This window comes from Chitinophaga sp. 05T412, assembly GCF_056396465.1.
Genome location: NZ_JBFTLN010000001.1, coordinates 316,047 through 334,213, shown reverse-complemented (window position 1 = coordinate 334,213; position 18,167 = coordinate 316,047). Strand labels below are relative to the sequence as shown.

14 protein-coding genes are annotated in these 18,167 nt (G+C 41.3%); 10 read left to right on the top strand and 4 right to left on the bottom strand.

Annotated elements, in window-relative coordinates; genetic code table 11:
• Positions 1-153: 153 nt before the first annotated feature.
• From AC1DFM_RS01310 to AC1DFM_RS01300, 3 genes are all read right to left on the bottom strand, one after another.
• Positions 154-486, bottom strand: a complete 333-nt coding sequence (locus tag AC1DFM_RS01310) for a hypothetical protein (protein ID WP_477074919.1) — start codon at positions 484-486, stop codon at positions 154-156.
• 483 nt (positions 487-969) lie between these two features.
• Positions 970-1,485, bottom strand: a complete 516-nt coding sequence (locus AC1DFM_RS01305; protein WP_477074918.1) for a DUF2911 domain-containing protein — start codon at positions 1,483-1,485, stop codon at positions 970-972.
• 129 nt (positions 1,486-1,614) lie between these two features.
• Positions 1,615-2,454 (bottom strand): AraC family transcriptional regulator, encoded by an 840-nt coding sequence (locus AC1DFM_RS01300; protein WP_477074917.1) that lies wholly within the window; start codon positions 2,452-2,454, stop codon positions 1,615-1,617.
• A 177-nt stretch (positions 2,455-2,631) separates the two neighbouring features.
• Between AC1DFM_RS01300 and AC1DFM_RS01295 the strand changes: the two genes are divergently transcribed.
• The 10 genes from AC1DFM_RS01295 (at position 2,632) to AC1DFM_RS01250 (ending at position 17,933) form a co-directional block, all read left to right on the top strand.
• Entirely contained in the window at positions 2,632-3,423 is a 792-nt protein-coding gene (locus AC1DFM_RS01295; protein ID WP_477074916.1) for a carbon-nitrogen hydrolase family protein, read from the top strand.
• 438 nt (positions 3,424-3,861) lie between these two features.
• Complete coding sequence (locus AC1DFM_RS01290; protein ID WP_477074915.1) at positions 3,862-4,170, top strand: RNA recognition motif domain-containing protein; 309 nt, start codon at positions 3,862-3,864, stop codon at positions 4,168-4,170.
• A 690-nt stretch (positions 4,171-4,860) separates the two neighbouring features.
• The gene (locus AC1DFM_RS01285) at positions 4,861-6,207 is read left to right on the top strand and encodes a tyrosine-type recombinase/integrase (RefSeq protein ID WP_477074914.1); all 1,347 of its coding nucleotides are present in this window, start codon (positions 4,861-4,863) and stop codon (positions 6,205-6,207) included.
• 909 nt (positions 6,208-7,116) lie between these two features.
• Entirely contained in the window at positions 7,117-7,716 is a 600-nt protein-coding gene (locus AC1DFM_RS01280; protein WP_477074913.1) for an RNA polymerase sigma factor, read from the top strand.
• A 90-nt stretch (positions 7,717-7,806) separates the two neighbouring features.
• Positions 7,807-9,012: a FecR family protein gene (locus AC1DFM_RS01275; RefSeq protein WP_477074912.1), complete on the top strand. Its 1,206-nt coding sequence runs from the start codon at positions 7,807-7,809 to the stop codon at positions 9,010-9,012.
• 262 nt (positions 9,013-9,274) lie between these two features.
• A complete protein-coding gene (locus tag AC1DFM_RS01270) occupies positions 9,275-12,832 on the top strand; it encodes a SusC/RagA family TonB-linked outer membrane protein (protein ID WP_477074911.1) in 3,558 nt (1,185 codons plus the stop codon).
• Positions 12,833-12,847: 15 nt separating this feature from the next.
• The gene (locus tag AC1DFM_RS01265) at positions 12,848-14,305 is read left to right on the top strand and encodes a RagB/SusD family nutrient uptake outer membrane protein (protein ID WP_477074910.1); all 1,458 of its coding nucleotides are present in this window, start codon (positions 12,848-12,850) and stop codon (positions 14,303-14,305) included.
• Between the two features lie 108 nt (positions 14,306-14,413).
• Positions 14,414-15,700: a TlpA family protein disulfide reductase gene (locus tag AC1DFM_RS01260; protein WP_477074909.1), complete on the top strand. Its 1,287-nt coding sequence runs from the start codon at positions 14,414-14,416 to the stop codon at positions 15,698-15,700.
• 73 nt (positions 15,701-15,773) lie between these two features.
• A complete protein-coding gene (locus AC1DFM_RS01255; protein ID WP_477074908.1) occupies positions 15,774-16,691 on the top strand; it encodes a peroxiredoxin family protein in 918 nt (305 codons plus the stop codon).
• Between the two features lie 93 nt (positions 16,692-16,784).
• Positions 16,785-17,933, top strand: coding sequence for a redoxin domain-containing protein (locus AC1DFM_RS01250; RefSeq protein WP_477074907.1), 1,149 nt, complete (start codon positions 16,785-16,787; stop codon positions 17,931-17,933).
• A 95-nt stretch (positions 17,934-18,028) separates the two neighbouring features.
• Here the strand turns inward: AC1DFM_RS01250 and AC1DFM_RS01245 are convergent, their stop codons facing one another.
• Complete coding sequence (locus AC1DFM_RS01245; RefSeq protein WP_477074906.1) at positions 18,029-18,157, bottom strand: hypothetical protein; 129 nt, start codon at positions 18,155-18,157, stop codon at positions 18,029-18,031.
• Positions 18,158-18,167 lie beyond the last annotated feature (10 nt).

Below are 18,167 nucleotides of genomic sequence, written 5' to 3'. Positions count from 1 at the left end.
GACCACCGTCTTTTTATAAATTTCGCATATGCAGCATACCAATATAACTACCAAGCATATATAAACAATGACACCAGTGTTTTAGACATTATACCGTTAAAAGAACAACCAGCTCCGGGGAGCTGGCTGTTCTTTTAACCTGATGTGGATGCCCTAGTTAATCTTGATACGGGATACCTTACCATCAATACCATTATTCCGGATAAAGGCAACCACCACGTACTCGTCTTCATAACTCCGTTCGAAGGTACCGACGGTATACTCAGGAGAAACCCTTTTTACGTTGATGATAGTGAAATCATCAGACGTAGAGCCGTCGGGGGAATCATAGAGCGTCATCTCGCAACCTGCTCTTACGCCATATAATTTGCAAGATCTGATCTCGTCATTCTTTACCGGCCGGAAATTCTGTCCAGGTGTATCTTCCACGGTCTGCACAATGTTTTGGGTGCCATTGTTGCCTTCATAAAAAACGATAATGCCCATAATAGATTAAATTTTGAGAGAGTGAATAAATATAATTAACAGACAATCCTACAGGATATAAGTTTCGCAGCCAACGGCAGCGCCTTAGCTTACTTTCATGATTAACAAGGGAAACCATCAACATTACCGCCAAACGCGTGTGCTTTGCAGTTTACAATGGTGATAGTCAATAAATAGAGAGGTACAAATCAGGTTTTCAGGATTTTATACCATGGTTATTTTGATTTCGAGGTCTATGCTATCGAATAATGTCTGTATGAAAATAAGGAGAATGTTTAGAAATAAAAAATTATTATTAGCTATCCTAACAGGTGGTTCGTGATTTGCCTTCTTCTTTAATGGGTGGTTTAACAATGATCAATCAATCATAAGATAAAAACCCGCGACTAGCGCGGGTTCATTTGAGATTTTTCGGGCTGGATGAGACAAAGTGCGAACCTGTTAATGGCAGATTAGAACAAAGTCGTGGATCTGTTGCCTGGGTTATCTGATGGAAACAGGTAGTGATACCATCTCCCAGTCTAAAGAAAACCCTTTTGCATTGATATGGTATGTTAACATTTCTTGCTTACTCTTTAAGGTTGCAGGCTTTATATTTACCCGTAGCTGATCTTTTGAGTGATCATATTTAAATGCTCCCCATTGATTAGGTTCCTTATTAAAGATAGCTGTCCATTCTGTGTTCTCCATCGGAATGAGAAAGAAGCTATACTTGCCTGCCGGTAATAATTTACCTTCCACTTTAATATCCTTATCCGTTTCAAAAGTGGTGGCCTCATTTGCACCTGCCCGCCATACAGAGTCGTAGGGAACCAATCCTCCCCATATTTTACGGTCTTTCACAGATGGGCTGCTATAGTGGATACTGATATTTGCATGCCTGATGATCCCTGTAGCTATTTCAGGGGGGCTTATCCTGGGTTTTTTGTTTTGTGCCCAGGCTCCCGCCGAAATACCAATTGCTACAAATAACACTGCTATGCTTTTAAGTCTTTTCATAATTTTTAATTTATACCATTTAATGATCCTTATCATCTAATAAGAATGTGTACAAAATTAAATGGCATGCTGGGGCAGCACTTGTACTATTTTTCACTTATTCTGTAATTTTGAGGATAGAAGGGGTAGCTAAGCATGTTTTTTTCTATATTCCGACGGGCTCATGGCCTTATGCTTTTTAAAAGCCCTGTTCAAGTGACTTTCGTCCGTGAAATTTAGTTCGCAGGCAATTTCGCTTATGCGCATGTCACTATGCAAAAGTCTCATTTCGATTAGCCTGATCTTATAATTTGAGATATATTGTTGCAATGTGTCGCCTGTTTGTTTTTTAAAATAGCGTCCCAGGTAGCTTAATGAAATGCCAAGCTGATGGCTGATTTTTTCTGCTCTTAATTTTTGAGGATCAAATATGTTTTCCTGTATGTAATGTAGTATATCCAATACCGCTTCCCCGGTATTTTCTTTTATGTTTTTAGGTAGTTTCAGGGCTATGTTTCGCGCTACTACAAGTATGAGGGTGTTTACGAACTGTTGTATTATTTTGCTGTGATATATCTGTTCATCAGTAAACTCCTTATGAATGCATTCAACTAAGGAGGCCACTAAAGGTTTATCTACGGTGTTCTTTAAGATACATCCTGGTCTGTGGCTGGCATTTCGGAGAATATATTCCATGTGCTGCACCCAATCATTGTCTTTGTTTTTTTTAGGACGTATATAAATATCATTGAAACTTAGAAAGAAAAAGGTGGTTGTAGTATTTATGGAGAAGGAGTAACTGTCTGCAGGCGTAATTAAAAACATATTTCCTTTCCGGTAGTTAAAGCTATGTTTATTCATGTATTGTACACCGGTTCCCTCCATAATATAAATCAGTTTAAAGAAATTATTCTTGTAAATAATTGGAGGAAATTTATCCAATTCTTTAAAGCTGATCTCGAAAAGATGATATAAGTGTTCTCTTGCCATAATACATGAAGTTACCGATAAAGTGTAAAAGTGTGTAAAAAGAGGTATCCTCCCGATTATTACAATATTCTCCAGGCCCATTTATCACTGATTTCTGATAATTCTAATTATTTTTATGCCATAAAGACGGTACACAAAAGGTGCTAATTATCCTTCTGATATTAAAAGGAAATTAAAATGAAAATAGCTTTAGCTTCCCCTCCGTTTCCAAAATCCATAGATGACGGTTTATGCTGGATCGAAAAATTCGTCAAAGATGCGGTCAAAGAAAATGCTGAGATTATCTGTTTTCCTGAATCATATATTCCTGGTTATCCGGGAATGGGAGCTGGGCCTGAAGAGCGTACGCATGAAAAGTTACAATCGGCACTGGATAAAGCATGTAAACTGGCAGCTGAAAATTCCATTGCAATTATTCTGCCTATGGATTGGAATCATGCTGACGGGCTTTTAAATTTAGCCTATGTGATATCAGATAAGGGTGAGGTATTGGGGCATCAGACAAAAAACCAGTTAGACCCAACAGAAGATAATATATGGATTGCCGGTACCAGGCGCAGTATTTTTGAAGTGAATAATGTAAAGTTTGGTATCACGATATGTCATGAAGGATTCCGGTATCCTGAATCCGTAAGGTGGGCAGCCCGTCACGATGCTAAAATTGTCTTTCATCCACATTTTGTCGGGAGCAATACAAGTGGTGTACCGCTTACGGAATGGGGCAATAAGGATAATCCTTATTATGAAAAAGCAATGATGATGAGAGCTCTTGAAAATACCATCTACTTTGCCAGTTCAAATTACTCCTCCCGTTATCCTGAATCAGCCAGTGCTGTAATAGGACCGGATGGAACTTGTATTGTGCATGAAACTTATGGAAACGCAGGAGTAATTGTAGCAAATATTGACCCGACGCTGGCTACCGGGGTATTGGCCAAAAGGTTTAAGAATGAACTTTATAAGTTATAGATCGGATAATTGTTGTAAATATACAGTGCGCTTATTTAGCATGCAGAAGGTTATTGGCAGTAGGGATTATCGTAAAAACACGTAAAGGTGTGTGCAACTTAGTAAGTGATAATTAACCTGCATAAGGTAGCATAAAGTAGTCGGGAAAGGAGAAATCGACTTAAAATGGAAAATCCGGGACTATTTATATTAAAATTTGGGTGAAAAGTCGCTTTGAGAAAAGATGACATGTCGGGAATTTTCAGTTTTGCAGCATAGCCTTGCAGAAGCTAACTTTTAGCGCACTTGTAATATCCCATAAATTAATCCTGCAATACCCAATTTATTGCGCTAACTTTAGCAAGGTTACATTTAGCTTCTGCTGATTTGGTTTGGGCTTCTTTTTCTTTCTTAGCCCTTGTTTTTCAGTAGTATGCATATTTAATTAAAATTATATTTGTGAATATTTTTGTAGGTAATATAGGTGACAGAACAACTGAAGATGAGATATGGTCTTTATTTGACCCATTTGGAGTTGTATATAGTATTAATGTGGCTTATGATAAGTACAGTGGCCGTTCTAAAGGCTTTGCTTTCGTTGAAATGCCAGACGACTCCAATGCAGTGCAAGCAATTAAGGAATTGAATAATTCCGTAGTTGCTGGCCAGACAATAGTAGTGTATGAGGCTCGTCCCAGACCTGAAAGACCAGAAAATGATCGTTTCTCCAGATCCGGCCCACGCCCTGGATTTAGACCCAGATACTAATAGTTGGATGTTTTAAAACGTCGATTACCTTTATCTGTTAATAGAGAAGAAGAGCAAAGCCGCAAAATACGTTAAGTAGTTTGTGGCTTTGCTTTATTTTCCTATGTACCGCATAGCAGCTAGAACCTCCCCTTAAACCGTAACAGTTTTAACTTGAGTCGCCCATTCAAACTCTTCATTTTTTTTGAAGAGTAATAATCTTCGTGTGTTTTGTGGAATCGGGAATAGATGTAATGGTAGTTAATTCGTAAGTCAAACGCGGCAAAGGATTGTATCCGCCTCAAATTCAAATTGCTCATTTCACTTCCTTTTATAGTTAACAAAAAATACTGGAGTATTATAAATACGGGAATGAATACACTTTTTCTAAATCTATTTGGTTAGTGCCTTACTAGTGGCGTGAGAAGCATCTTAGTGAGTGATAGTTAACCTTAATAAGGTAGCATAAAAAACAAGGAGAGAATTAATCGGAACTCGACTTACAATAGAAAAGCCCACGCATAGCGTGGGCTTTTTCGAGATTTCCGCGGACCAGACGGGACTGCAAGCAGCGTAACTATCCATATGGATTTTTACCTACTCTTATTTTAAGTCGTTGAATTTCAATATTCTATAACAATTTTCTCGGATTTTTAAAACTACCTTTATTAAGGCTAACAACATTGAACTCGACTAAAAACTCGACTAATTATGTTGTTACCAATCAAACCAATTTGCTCAAAGAACAAGGTACGCCGGGATGGCACCAGTATTATTTTTATCCAGTATTGTGGCCAGAATGGCAAAACAACACTGCTAAACACGGAAATAGCTATTCCTCCCAATTATTGGAACAGAAAGTATTTGCGAATTTCCTCTGAATTACCGGAGGCCTATGGTTTAGCCGAACAGCTAAATAGGCGTTTGGCCGACATGCTGAGAATAACTGAAGATATTCTCAGTCATGCTGCAAAAAAGACGGTTTCTGATATACTTTCCTTTCTCAAAACAACTTTCCGTCCGGATTTTAATACTAAAACACTGGATGATGAGGCTACTCAAGCCGCAGCGTTGAACCCTAAGGTCAATCTGGATATATTTTTTCAGATAGACAATTACATAAAATGTAAAACGGGAAAGGTAGCGAAATCAACTTTAAATATTTATCGATGCATGTCGGAACAGTTGAAGGCATTTCAGACTTACAGGGAAATTCCTATCGTATTTGAAAGCCTGGATTTCAACTTTTATGAGCATTTTGTGGATTTTCTCACATATGAGTATCAGCAAATCAGGAGAAAGAAAGTAACAAAAGGCTTGAAACTTGCCACCATTGGGAAAACGATAAAGCAATTAAGGATCTTTGTAAAAGATAGGGTTCGTCGTAAGATTATCGCCCCAATCGATTTGTCAGATTTTAAGATATTGGATGAGGAGTCAGATGCAATATATCTTTCCTGGAAGGAAGTTAACCAGATATATTGTACAGATTTATCCGAGTTTCCCCACCTGATACCTTATCGGGATTTATTTGTTTTAGGTTGTCTCACCGGGCTTCGGTTTTCTGACTATTCTAATATAAGACCGGAGGATATCCGGGATGGAATGCTCTATAAGAAACAAGGAAAGTCAGATCATTGGGTGGTGATTCCGCTAATGAATACGGCAAAAGAAATTTTAATAAACAGGTTTAAAAAAGCAGTACCGGTTGTTCATAATTCGGATTTTAACGCCAATATTAAAGAAATCGGACGCTTGGCGGGAATAAAAGAAATGGTTAAGTTTTCTTATAAGAAAGGCAATAAAGATATTGAAGTTATTAAACCTAAGCATTGTTGGATCACATCTCATACTTGCCGTCGCTCTTTTTGTACCAATGAATTTCTCGCAGGTACTCCGGTTGAATTAATTATGAAAATAAGTGGACATAAGAGTTTGCGTGATTTTTATAAGTACATAAGGATTACCCCGGAAGAAGCAGGCCGTAAAATTAAAGAAATCTGGCAGCAAAGAAATGATTTAGAGAAGATTGATAAAGCTATGTTTCAAAAAGTATAGTGCATTTTGATGCCTATTCTACAAGATTATCTTCACCTACCAAGGGGATCACTGGAAAACATTGAAGCCTGCGCTAGTATGGGCTTCAATGTTTTGGGTTTATTTGTTAGTCTATCAAAGTGCGGATTTGCCGTTACGGTTTAATTAGTTTTATGCGGGTGGACTTGTCAATACCAATTTGCGATATTTAAATTGCGGGGTAATAAAAATTTCTATTTCTAGTCCATATTGTTAGAGTTCATTTAAGCTAATTTTAGAAGTCGAAAGCTGAGGAATGCTTGATGAAAATATTTGTAATGATTTTTCGAAAGCTATGTCTACTTCCGCATCAGTCAATAGTACCCAGCACAGCGGATCAGAGAATTTTCAGCGGACTTTTGATACTCGTAGTACTGCTGGATTTGATTGCGATAGATTTGCCCTTACAGCTTGATTACCGTGGTAGCGAAAAGCCTAATGGAATTATAGATGTTTCGGGGAAAGAAAAACAAAGATAAGCCGACGCAATGATCATAATATGAGGGGTTGGAAGTTTCGGTATTACCCAAGCATACCTGATTGTACAGATTACTATATAGGGATAAAAGTGTTATTTTGACACTTAAATAGAATTTCAGGAATCCATTATGAATTAAATCTATTATTTTCACTTTGCACTTATATTGATAACATTCTAAAGTCGAAAAAATGCAGCATTCAAAAATTTCTGAAATTAAGGTTGATACCATCTTGAATCCAGCAACCCAATTGGTAGCTGAGTGAGAAGAACCCCGGAAAAATCACTATTTGTTTTAAGATCACAGGTCTGATCTGCCGAAGAAAGATATTATGATATGAGCTAAAAACTAATACTAACTGTGTGATTTTTTTAATAACATTGTGGCTAATTCAGATCAATCAACTTATTAATTGTCAGGCATTAAACATAACAGTGACCGTCAACTGCTACTGCAGGTCTCTGAAGGGGATGAGCAGGCATTTGCTATGCTTGTGAAAGCATATTCCGGCCTTCTTTTTACATACCTTGTCAAAATTACCAAAGATCAGGATATAGCTTCCGACGTGGTACAGGAAATTTTCACCCAGCTATGGCTAACAAGGGAATCTTTGAGAGAAGTGGAAAGCTTTCGTTCCTGGTTATTCGTAATCTCGAGGCATCATGCAGTCAGGATGCTGAAGAACATCGACAGAGAGTACAAAAAACGGGAGGAGTGGCATCAAATTACACAAGCTGCGGCCGACGGCCTGGAGGCACAGGACGAAGCCTCTTTGAAGGAGGCGTACGATATATTGGTGAAAAATGCGGTTGATCGGCTCCCGCCGCAGCAAAAGAAGGTTTGGATGCTTGCCCGGTTAGAAGGGAAAAAATACGCAGAAATAGCAGCCGAAATGCAGATTAGCCGGGAAACCGTAAAGAAATACCTCCAGATTTCCTCTTCATCTATCGTTGACTACATCAGGAATAATGGCCTGCCAATTCTAATTTCCTTCCTGATTATAAAGTTGTAAATTTTTTTTCCATTGGAATACCCCCTTTTTTACAAAAGCCTTCTCCTAAGATAAAGATGGATTATATCCATTGAAATAAATTGATTGACTGTGAATAGCAGACTACAGTACCTGTTGGAACGATGGTCAGATGACCGGTTTACCGAAGACGAAAAACGGGAGCTGATTGATATGTTGCACTCGGCTTCTACTGAACAGGAAATTATTCCTGTACTGGAAGACATGTGGGAAAAAATACAGGATGAAGGCCTCTTTAATGAAACTCAACAGCAAACGATGATCAAAAATATCCTGGATCGCTATCCCGGAAGAGAGCACCCTGTTGATAAGGAAATAGGGAAGGGTATGCATGTTGGTTACAGGAATTCGTTCATACGGAAATGGAGTTGGGCTGTAGCGTCTTCTGTGGCATTGATAATTGGTGTTGGTATTTATTATTTATATCACAAAAAACAAGCGGAAACGCTAACTGGTGTTGTGCAGTCGATAACAAATGGGCGACAGGGGGAAAGTAGCGTTTTACTTACCTTATCAGACGGATCACAGGTACTTTTGGATACTGTTAAAAATGGCCGGATAACATTACAGGGAGGAACAGTTGCCAAAGTCACCAATGGGGTATTTGAGTATGAAAAAATAGGTTCAGAAGTTCAGTATAATGTAATATCTACCCCGAAGGGAAAGCAGTTCCAGCTTAGGTTATCTGATGGAACCAGCGTGTGGTTGAACGCGGAAAGTTCCATTAAATACCCGGTAGTATTTACAGGAAAGGAAAGACTTATTAGTGTTACAGGAGAAGTGTACATGGAAGTCGCTCGAAACCCTTCCATTCCTTTCAGGGTAGAGGTTAGCGGCGGGACTTCTGTTGAAGTACTCGGAACAAGTTTTAACGTGAATGCATATAACAATGAACAATCTGTACGAACCACGCTGCTGGATGGAGCGATACGGGTTGCAATGAAAGGGGCAGCCCACAAACTGCTTAAGCCCGGACAACAGGCGCTCACAACCACCAGAAACAAGCCTATCCAGGTTTTTGACGATGTAAATGCAGTTTCGGTTGTTGCCTGGAAAAATGGCGTCTTTGACTTTGATGATGTTCCGCTGGAGGAGGCTATGCGGCAACTTGCTAGGTGGTATGATATTGAAGTAATTTATCAGCAAACAATTCCGAAGGTACAGTTAGGTGGTACCATTAAGAGAAGCCTTCCCTTTACTGATGTGCTGTATTTTCTGAGCAACGTGGGACTTCACTACAAACTGCAGGGAAACAGGACATTAATTATACTTCCCTGATGGCCGTTGACCAGCCATTCAGCAAGTATCATTGATAACAAAATAATGCACTGGGCAGGCCGATTGGTAAAAACCAAAGATGCCGGAAATCTTTCCGGTAATGATCTTGTGTGCCAATAGAGCATCTTGTTCGGGGTCAACAGAAACCAACCAAAATTATTCAGAGAGTATGCATTTTTCTGCTTTAAACCAGCCGTGGAGGCTAGGATTGGCCTGGCGTGGCTTCTCCTGCCGTCTAGTAACAACCAAAATACCGTTCAGGATGAAACTAACAATTGTTTTATTAACTGTTTTCTTAGTTCAGGCACAAGCCATAGGATTGGCGCAATCTATTACTGCCAAACTAAACAAAGAGCCTTTGCATAAGGTGTTTAAAATTATTGAAAAACAGACGGGAGTAACTGTTTTTTATAATGATGAGCATATTAAGAATGCGCATCCTGTGACTATTGACGCACAACAAATGCCATTGAATGATTTTTTGACCGCCATTTTGAAACCGGAGAAACTTGCTTTCGAGATAAAGCAGGGTAATATAGTAGTGATGCGCAGAGATATTGGTGTACCTGATAAAAATGGAAATTTATCCGCTGCCGCGGGGTCTGAAACGAAAGTGTCGGGATTGATCACGGACGCTGATAAAAATCCTCTGCCCGGGGCTACGATTCGTATTAAAGGCAGCCAGGTCGTAGCCGTGAGCGATGAAAAGGGGACATTTCATATAGAAGCGGAAAAAGGCGCAGTACTGATAATAAGCTTCATAGGATTCAATGAAAAAGAGGTGAAAGTGAACGGTTCAGAAATGATTTCGGTTATTCTGGCGCCTTCGGAACAAAAGCTGGAAGCTATTCAAATTGTTTCCACGGGTTATCAGAATATTACCAGGGAAAGAAATACGGGGGCGGTAGCAAAAGTGGACATGGGCACTGTTGCCAGCAGATCCAGCAGTACCAATATTCTCCAAAGACTGGATGGGCTTGTACCCGGCCTGGTGGTAAACAATGCACCGGGTGGAGAGCCGTTACTGGTTCGGGGTTTGACTTCCCTCAACGCTACCAGGTCGCCATTGATCGTGGTAGACGGCGTGGAATTACCGGGTGATAATACCAGTGATGCATCCCGTAATAATATTATGAACACCTCTAACCCCATCGCCAACATCAATCCGCAGGATATTGAGGATATAACTGTTCTGAAAGATGCCTCCGCAGCTTCTATCTGGGGCGCAAAAGCGGCGAACGGGGTAATTGTTATTACTACTAAAAAAGGTAAAACCGGACAAAAATTACGGGTCGACTACGACGGTTATTATAATTTTCAGGGTAAACCGGATCGGTCTTATATCCCGAAAATGAACAGCCGGGAGTTTATTGCTACCGCAAAAGAAATCTTTCCTCAATTTGCGCCTTATTATAGCTGGAATGCAGTACAGGTCTTTACTCCGGTTCCTCCACACCTGCAAATTCAATATGATGAGTATCGGGGGCTAATCACCGGTGCGCAGGCGAATAAGTCGCTGGACAGTCTGGCTGCCATCGATAACAGGAGTGAAATTTCGAGTATTTTTTACAGAAATGCAGCCTCAACTAATCATACAGTCTCGCTTTCAGGGGGCGGTGACATTTACAGTTTTTATGGATCGCTGAGCTATACCGGTATTCAAAGCAGCACACCAGGTGAACGGAACAATTCGTATAAGGTGAATGTCAGACAGGATTTCAATTTCAATAAAAAATTGCAGTTATCGGTCATCACTGATCTTACCAATACAGTAGCAAGTACTTCAAATCTGGGTATAGGAGTGCTGGCCCCGGATGTTTCCATCGTACCTTATCAACGGTTCCGCGATAATGCAGGAAATCCACTGGCAGTGAATTTCCTGGGAAATTACAGCGATTCTCTCAGAGTAGATTATGCTGCCAGGAGCCGGGTTAATCTGGACTATGTTCCACTTGATGAGTTTAACAGGGGATATTCAAAGAGTAGCAGTATATCCGGAAGAGTGGTGGGAGGCGCGAAATTACAATTGCTGAAAGGGCTTCGCTTTGAGGGTACTTATGGCTACCAGACATTTGCAAGAAACAACCGGACAGTTCAGTACCAGGAAAGTTACGCGGTAAGGGATCAGTTGGTGGGTTTTACACAGGCGCCAACTGTAACCAGCACGCCCAGGTATTGGTTACCAAAGGAAGGAGGAATGCTCAATGTAAATAATGCGTCTCAGAAAAACTGGACGGTAAGAAATCAACTGATATTTGATCGGAGCTGGGATCCGCACCAGTTAACTGTAATGGCAGGACAGGAAGCTACAAGTTCCACACCATTGACATCATCCGCTACCTACTATGGATGGGATGATCAGTTGCAGGTTTCCCGTCCGGTAAATGTTGATACGCTCATGAAGGGGATTAAAGGAACGGTATCCGGCCTGCTGGGAAGAGTGTTACCATCAAATAATGTGGGTGGAGGAGAGGGGGCTATCACAAGAACGACCTCTTACTATTCAACATTGGGATACATGTATCAATGGAAGTATGCGCTGAATGCGAGTTGGAGGATTGATGAGAGCAATTTGTTTGGCCTTGCCAAATCTGCTCAAAACAGGCCCGTTTATAGCATCGGCGGTAAATGGTTGCTGAACAGGGAAGACTTTATGAAATCATTTACATGGCTGGACCGGCTTCACCTGAGATTCACCTATGGCATAACAGGTAATGCACCCAAGCCTGCTCAGGCAGCATCATTTGATATCCTGCAATCCTCGTCGAACGTAAACTATGTAACAGGAGTTGGTTTGGTTATAGGCACTCCCGGCAACGACAAGCTTACCTGGGAGAGAACCAATGTCTATAACGCAGGACTGGATTTTACGGTGTTCGGTGGCAGATTGGGCGGTTCGATAGACGGATATATAAAAAAGACAACTAACCTTATCGGCTCATTGATGACGGCGCCGTTGACTGGATATGCAACTGTTATCGGTAATTATGGAGACCTTGAAAATAAAGGGATTGAGTTTAGTTTGACCTCACTTAATGTCATTTCCGGGGATTTTAACTGGAATACTGTCCTAAATCTGTCGTACAACAAAAATAAGATAACAAGGATGGCAACCGCAACTGCCATCACAACCGGTACAGGAATGATTGGAACGTCCTTCGTGGAAGGTAAACCTGCATACGCTGTATTTGAATTCATCAACGGTGGGCTTAACGCTGCGGGAGATCCACAGATCATCCAGGCCGACGGAAAAATACTGTCTGATAAAAATGGCTCCAAGCCAGAAGACGTTCATCTGGCGGGAACATCTCAACCTATCGCGACAGGTGGATTATTCAACACGTTTTATTACAAGCGATTTCAATTGGGAATTAATATCAGCTTTAACTTAGGACATGTATTGTTCCGTGATTTTAATAATTTCTGGCAAGATCCTCTTTATCAGAACACCGTTCAACCTGAATTTGCTAATCGCTGGAAGGTGCCGGGAGATGAAAGTAAAACCAATATTCCCAGGTATGCCTATAACACTACTATCGACAACGGCAGAAATATCTATTACTATACTTACTCTAATTTGAATTCATTTGACGCGTCTTATGCAAAGATTAGGGAGATCACGCTTTCCTATGATGTAGGCAAGGCATTGGTTCGGAGACTGCATGCGGAGGGATTGACTTTTAGGGCACAGGTATCCAATCTCATGCTCTGGAAGCAGAACCACTTCGGGATCGATCCGGAGTTTCAATCGCCTGCAGGTGTCAGAAATATCCGTATAGGACAAGGTACATTCACAGTCGGCGCACACATTACTCTTTAATTAAACCTGCTTAAGATGATGAAATCCATTCATAGGGTATTATTACCCATTCTGTTTATATCGTTGCTGCTTCAGACTTCATGCTCCAAAGACTTTTTGAAAATTGAGCCTAAAGGCTCCCGTGTGGCAAAAACGACGCAGGACTACGAGCAATTAATGAATGCAGTGAGTTTGCAGGTTTCCTATCCTCCGTCTTTGTATATGGGTGATGAAATGGCAGCCCAGGCAACCTACATGGATGCAGCCCAGATCAGAACACAAAGGCTGTTCAGGTTTGAAGCAAGGGTATATGATGAAGATCAGCTTCCCAATGAAACGTGGCCACTAACGAACATTTATACCTTTAATAAGGTCATAAACGACGTCATGGAATCAGAGGGAGGAACCGATCAGCAAAAACGTGCCATCCTCGCAGAGGCCAAAGTCGGACGAGCGCTTTGCCATCTTTATTTTCTGAATGACTTTTCGTTGCCCTATAATGCCGCTACTGCTACTACGGATTTGGGGGTGCCGCTGCTTACAAAGGCAGATGTAACCCAAACAACATTTGTACGGGCCTCTGTACAGGAATGTTATGATTTTATCATTAAGGATTTAACAGATGCATTGCCTGACCTTGGCCCATTAACACACAGGCGGAAATTTTCCAGATTGGCGGCAGAATTTTTATTAGCCCGTGTTTATCTGTATATGGCAAAGTTCAAAGAGTCCAGCACACATGTGGATGCTGCATTTGCGGAACTTGGCAAAGCTGCAGTGCCGCTCGCGTTATACGATTATAACATAGTGCTTGATCCCGATAGCGGCAATTCATGGTTTCCTGACTTCGGTTTCGGACTTTCAAATTATCCGTTGGCGGCCAACAATGCGCAGGTGATATACAATCTTAGTATGATTAATTTTCAGCTGCAACAAGCCAATACCTATGTGTTTTCTCCGGAAACTGCTGCCTTATATGATCCGGCAGATAAACGCCTGGAACTGTTCTCAGGAATTGAAATGTTCAATCCCGACAAAACCTTTCCGGGAGGAATGCGGCGCTACTCCGCATCACTTTTTTCTGGGTTGGAAATCGGTCCCTCATTGCCTGACCTCTACCTGATGCGCTCAGAGCTTAAAGCAAGGGCAGGTGACCTTGCAGGGGCAAAGAGCGATCTCGAAATGCTGCGGTCTAAAAGAATGCCTGTCAATATCGCGACTGTACCTGCAAATATAGCGGGAAACAAAGAGGCATTGGTTCGCTATATCCTTGATGAACGTATTCGTGAATTTGCCACCTCCGGCATGCGCTGGTGGGATATGCGCCGGCTTTCAGTTGACCCTGTTTATAGCAATACGGTTAAGTATACACATAAACTTTATGATGACGCCGGCAACGTAGTCGCAACCTATACGCTCAAGCCCGCGAGATTTGCCCTGAAGTTCGGGGAAAGGATGCTGGCCGCGAACAAGGGTTTAGTGGAAAATGAATAAAACTGGTAAGTCAAGGGCAGCCTGCAGTTGCACCACATTTACCTGGCAGGAAATTTCAATCGTAATAATTTAAAAATTTTAATACCGTCTAATCTGAATCCGATGAAAATGAAAATGTTAATCTTGCTGTTGCTGATTTCCGGTTCTGCCTTCGCACAACAATCGCCATCCGCGAAGTATAACTTTCAGGATTTTACTTCAATAGTAAACGTGGAAGACCAGGAGAAGCAATATAATGAAATGTTGAAAGCAAATCCAATAGACCCTGCCCAACCATCCATGTATGAGGAATACCGCGCGCAGCTGGCTATGGGATGGCTTACCAAAGGAAACTTTGAACGTTATTGGTATTATAAAAATACCAGGCCGAAATTCAACGTACTTCAATTCCTGTATCTGACTTATGCACTGGACAATCTCTTTGATGCAAATAGCAATCCGGGCGAAGTGGAAAAGGTGTCAGCCGGGATATTAGAAGATCTGAGTACAGGAGCACTGAAAGATGGAATTGGCAGAACTCAGACCGTTTTGGAGATAAATGCTGCAACTAATGCTCAACTGGGAAATACAGATACTGCATTACAGTTATTGGCGAAATCTTCGGAAGTAAAAGACGGTATGCGCGAAATGCACTACTTCAAAGATGCAAAATCGAATTACCTGAACCGGTACGGAGTAGTGATGTTTGCTGCCGGTAAGTATCAGGTGGCATTCGATACGTTAAGCAAAGCATTCAGGGAGGCGGAGTCAAACCCGGTGATGGTTAGTACATTCAGGTTGGTATATAAAAAAGTAAAGGGAAGCGAAAAAGGATTTGAGGAATATCTTACATCACTGAAGAATGAAGCATACCATGAATGCTATAAGGAGGTGGAAAAGTTGTATATAGCATCGTCGAAAACAACGCTCGACGGTGCAGTACCAAGCGCGGGAGGGGATGGTAAAATGTTTACGCTTTTTCACGCCACAAAACCTGTAAAAGAGGTATCGCTGCCGGACCTGGACGGGAAAATCATTCATCTGCGGGACTATAAGAACAAGGTACTGGCCCTTGATTTCTGGTCTACAGGATGTACCCCATGCGTAGCTGCCTTCAGCGGATTTGAGCGTGTGGTGGGAGACTATAAAAAAGATGTATTTCAAATGTTTGTGGTAAGCCTGTTTGAAGACAGGGCTACCGTGAAAAAATTTGTGAAGAAAAAAGGGATTACCCTCGATGTTTTACAGGATGAGGAAAACAAGTTCTTTGATGTCCAGGGAACACCAACTAAAATCATATTTGACCCATTGGGTAATATAAGATTCTTTAGTTCGGGTTACGCTGGTTCTACAGACAGAGAATATTATAAACTGAAGTCGATGGTAGAGATCACAAAATCTAGGTATAAAAGTTAATGCACTCTGCGCCTATTAGATGATAATAACCCGATTTAGAACGAATGCGGCTTTTGCCCTGAAAAAAGTATTCATGAGAAGAGTGATTTTTTTGATGTTGACCAGTCTGGTAGCTTTGTCCGGTTTTGCGCAGGATAACCACCCCGTTTCCTGGAAATTCCGCAGTGACTCAATAGCGCCACTCACTTTTAAGATAGCCTTCGTGGCGTCTATCAACGAACCGTTTCATATTTATCCGCAGTCTTATGATGGTGGAATGGGAATGCCTACTACTATTACATGGGGAGAAAATCCGAATGTTCAGTTGATAGGAGAGATGGAGGAAAAAGGAGAAGGGGCTCCTGCCGGGGAAACTGTGGCTTATTACGCGAAGGGTGTTACGTTTTCACAAACAATCAAACTCAGGGCAGATGAGAAGACAGTATTGCATTTCCGGATCAGGTACATGGCATGCAATAATCAAATGTGCCTTCCTCCTTCATCAAAGGAGTATGCGCTGATTGTAAATGATGCTAACGGTATTTCTGTTACTGCTGAAAATGAAAAAAATGTACAGGCGCCGGGTATGCAGGAAGCAGTACGGTATGAGAACTTTACGCTGCCGGATGTAAGAGGAAAAAAAATCTCCACCAAAACAATCATTTCCGGGAACAGGTATACATTTATTGATTTCTGGGCCAGTTGGTGTTCGCCGTGCAGAATGCAGGCAAAAGCGCTTGTTCCCCTTTATGCCAGGTACAGGGCCAAAGGGCTGGGTGTAATTGGCGTTTCTCTCGATACGGATGCCGCTGCCTGGAAAAAGGCAATAGAGAAGGATGGTTATACCTGGACAAACCTGGCTGACCTGAAGGGATTTGATTCTCCTGTTACTAAAAAATATCAGATTAAAGCTATTCCCAGGAATTTTCTGATCGATAACAAAGGTGTAATTATTGCCAGGGATCTACATGGAAAAGAATTGGAAGCAAAGCTGATGGAACTGTTTAACTAAATGAAAGAGGTTTCCTCTTATCACAACGTAGTAATCACCGGTGGCAATTCACACCGGAATTCGATTTCTGAATCCAAATTAATCCTATTTAAATTGAGAAAGTTAATTATAGCCGGTTTGTCAATAATGTCGTTGACGACTCTCGCCCAGAGTAGTAATAAATTTACTATCAATGGCAAATATGGTACAGGCAACGCTCCTGAAAAGGCATACCTGGAGTATACAATGAAAGGTAAGCTGATCGTTGATTCCGTGGTGTTAAAGGATGGCGGTTTCAAATTTTCTGGTGCGGTGTCCACTTCGCCGGTATCCGCTACATTAACCTTTGACACGAAAGGTGTTGGGAGAACAAACAGCCTTGAGCAGATAACGGTTTATCTTGAGCCGGGTAGCATTCATGTTAAAACGAAAGGAACTGCAGTAGAAGGAGTGCAGGTAACCGGAACGCCCAGGAATAATGATTATACTGATCTAAATAACCTGGTTGATGCCGGCTTTTCACAATTGACTGATGAAGACAGGCAATTCATGGCGGGAAAGTTGTCGCCAAATGCCACGCAGGATTACGAGGCCAAATTGGAAGGCTTTCGAAAGCGGTTTAGTGACATGACCAAAGATGCCTATATTAAGTTCATCAGATCCCATCCTGCATCAATGCTTAGCTTGGAATTATTTCCCAAAATCGCCTATGAACAACGCTATGATGTAGTGAAGCCCTTGTTCGACGGTTTATCATTCAAAATTAAAAATAGTAAGGAAGGTAAAAAAGTGGCCGCTAACCTGGATAAAATGAGAGTAACTGCAATAGGGCAACCGGCGCCGGACTTTGAAGTACCCGATGCAGAAGGGAAGCTGGTTAAACTTTCGTCATTTCGTGGTAAGTATGTATTGGTCGACTTTTGGGCTTCCTGGTGTGGCCCATGCAGGGCTGAGAACCCAAACCTGGTCAAAGTCTACAATAAATTCAAGGACCAGAACTTCACAATTGTCGGTATTTCTCTCGATAAGTCTGACAGTAAGGCGTTGTGGTTAGCAGCAGTTAAAAATGACGGACTTCTATGGCTTCAGCTTTCTGATCTGAAATTTTGGGATAGTGCGGCTGCGAAATCATATGGTGTCCAGGCAATTCCTCAGAATTTTTTGATCAATCCTGATGGAATTATAGCTGGAAAAACATTGTCAGGAAAAGCGTTGGATGAAACATTAAGCGAAATATTTTATCCTACGCATACGGCTAAGTGACACCCACATAGAAAAAGCTGGTTATGGAGAACCAGCTATGAAAAGAAACTGGGAATGCTCCAGAGAAGCATTTCCAGTTATTGATAAAAAATTGGTTAATTGATGATGAGTTTCTTAGGAGCACTAAATCTTTTCGATTCTATCGTGACAATATAGAACCCTGTTTTAAGTCCCGAATCAATCACTATCTGGTTACCGCCCCGAACTTTCTTTTCATAAACCATTCTGCCCTGG

Coding starts and splice junctions, on each gene's coding strand:
- AC1DFM_RS01310 (WP_477074919.1), bottom strand. CDS start 486: ATGGGCATTATCGTTTTTTATGAAGGCAACAATGGCACCCAAAACATT.
- AC1DFM_RS01305 (WP_477074918.1), bottom strand. CDS start 1,485: ATGAAAAGACTTAAAAGCATAGCAGTGTTATTTGTAGCAATTGGTATT.
- AC1DFM_RS01300 (WP_477074917.1), bottom strand. CDS start 2,454: ATGGCAAGAGAACACTTATATCATCTTTTCGAGATCAGCTTTAAAGAA.
- AC1DFM_RS01295 (WP_477074916.1), top strand. CDS start 2,632: ATGAAAATAGCTTTAGCTTCCCCTCCGTTTCCAAAATCCATAGATGAC.
- AC1DFM_RS01285 (WP_477074914.1), top strand. CDS start 4,861: ATGTTGTTACCAATCAAACCAATTTGCTCAAAGAACAAGGTACGCCGG.
- AC1DFM_RS01270 (WP_477074911.1), top strand. CDS start 9,275: ATGAAACTAACAATTGTTTTATTAACTGTTTTCTTAGTTCAGGCACAA.
- AC1DFM_RS01265 (WP_477074910.1), top strand. CDS start 12,848: ATGATGAAATCCATTCATAGGGTATTATTACCCATTCTGTTTATATCG.
- AC1DFM_RS01260 (WP_477074909.1), top strand. CDS start 14,414: ATGAAAATGTTAATCTTGCTGTTGCTGATTTCCGGTTCTGCCTTCGCA.
- AC1DFM_RS01255 (WP_477074908.1), top strand. CDS start 15,774: ATGAGAAGAGTGATTTTTTTGATGTTGACCAGTCTGGTAGCTTTGTCC.
- AC1DFM_RS01245 (WP_477074906.1), bottom strand. CDS start 18,157: ATGGTTTATGAAAAGAAAGTTCGGGGCGGTAACCAGATAGTGATTGAT.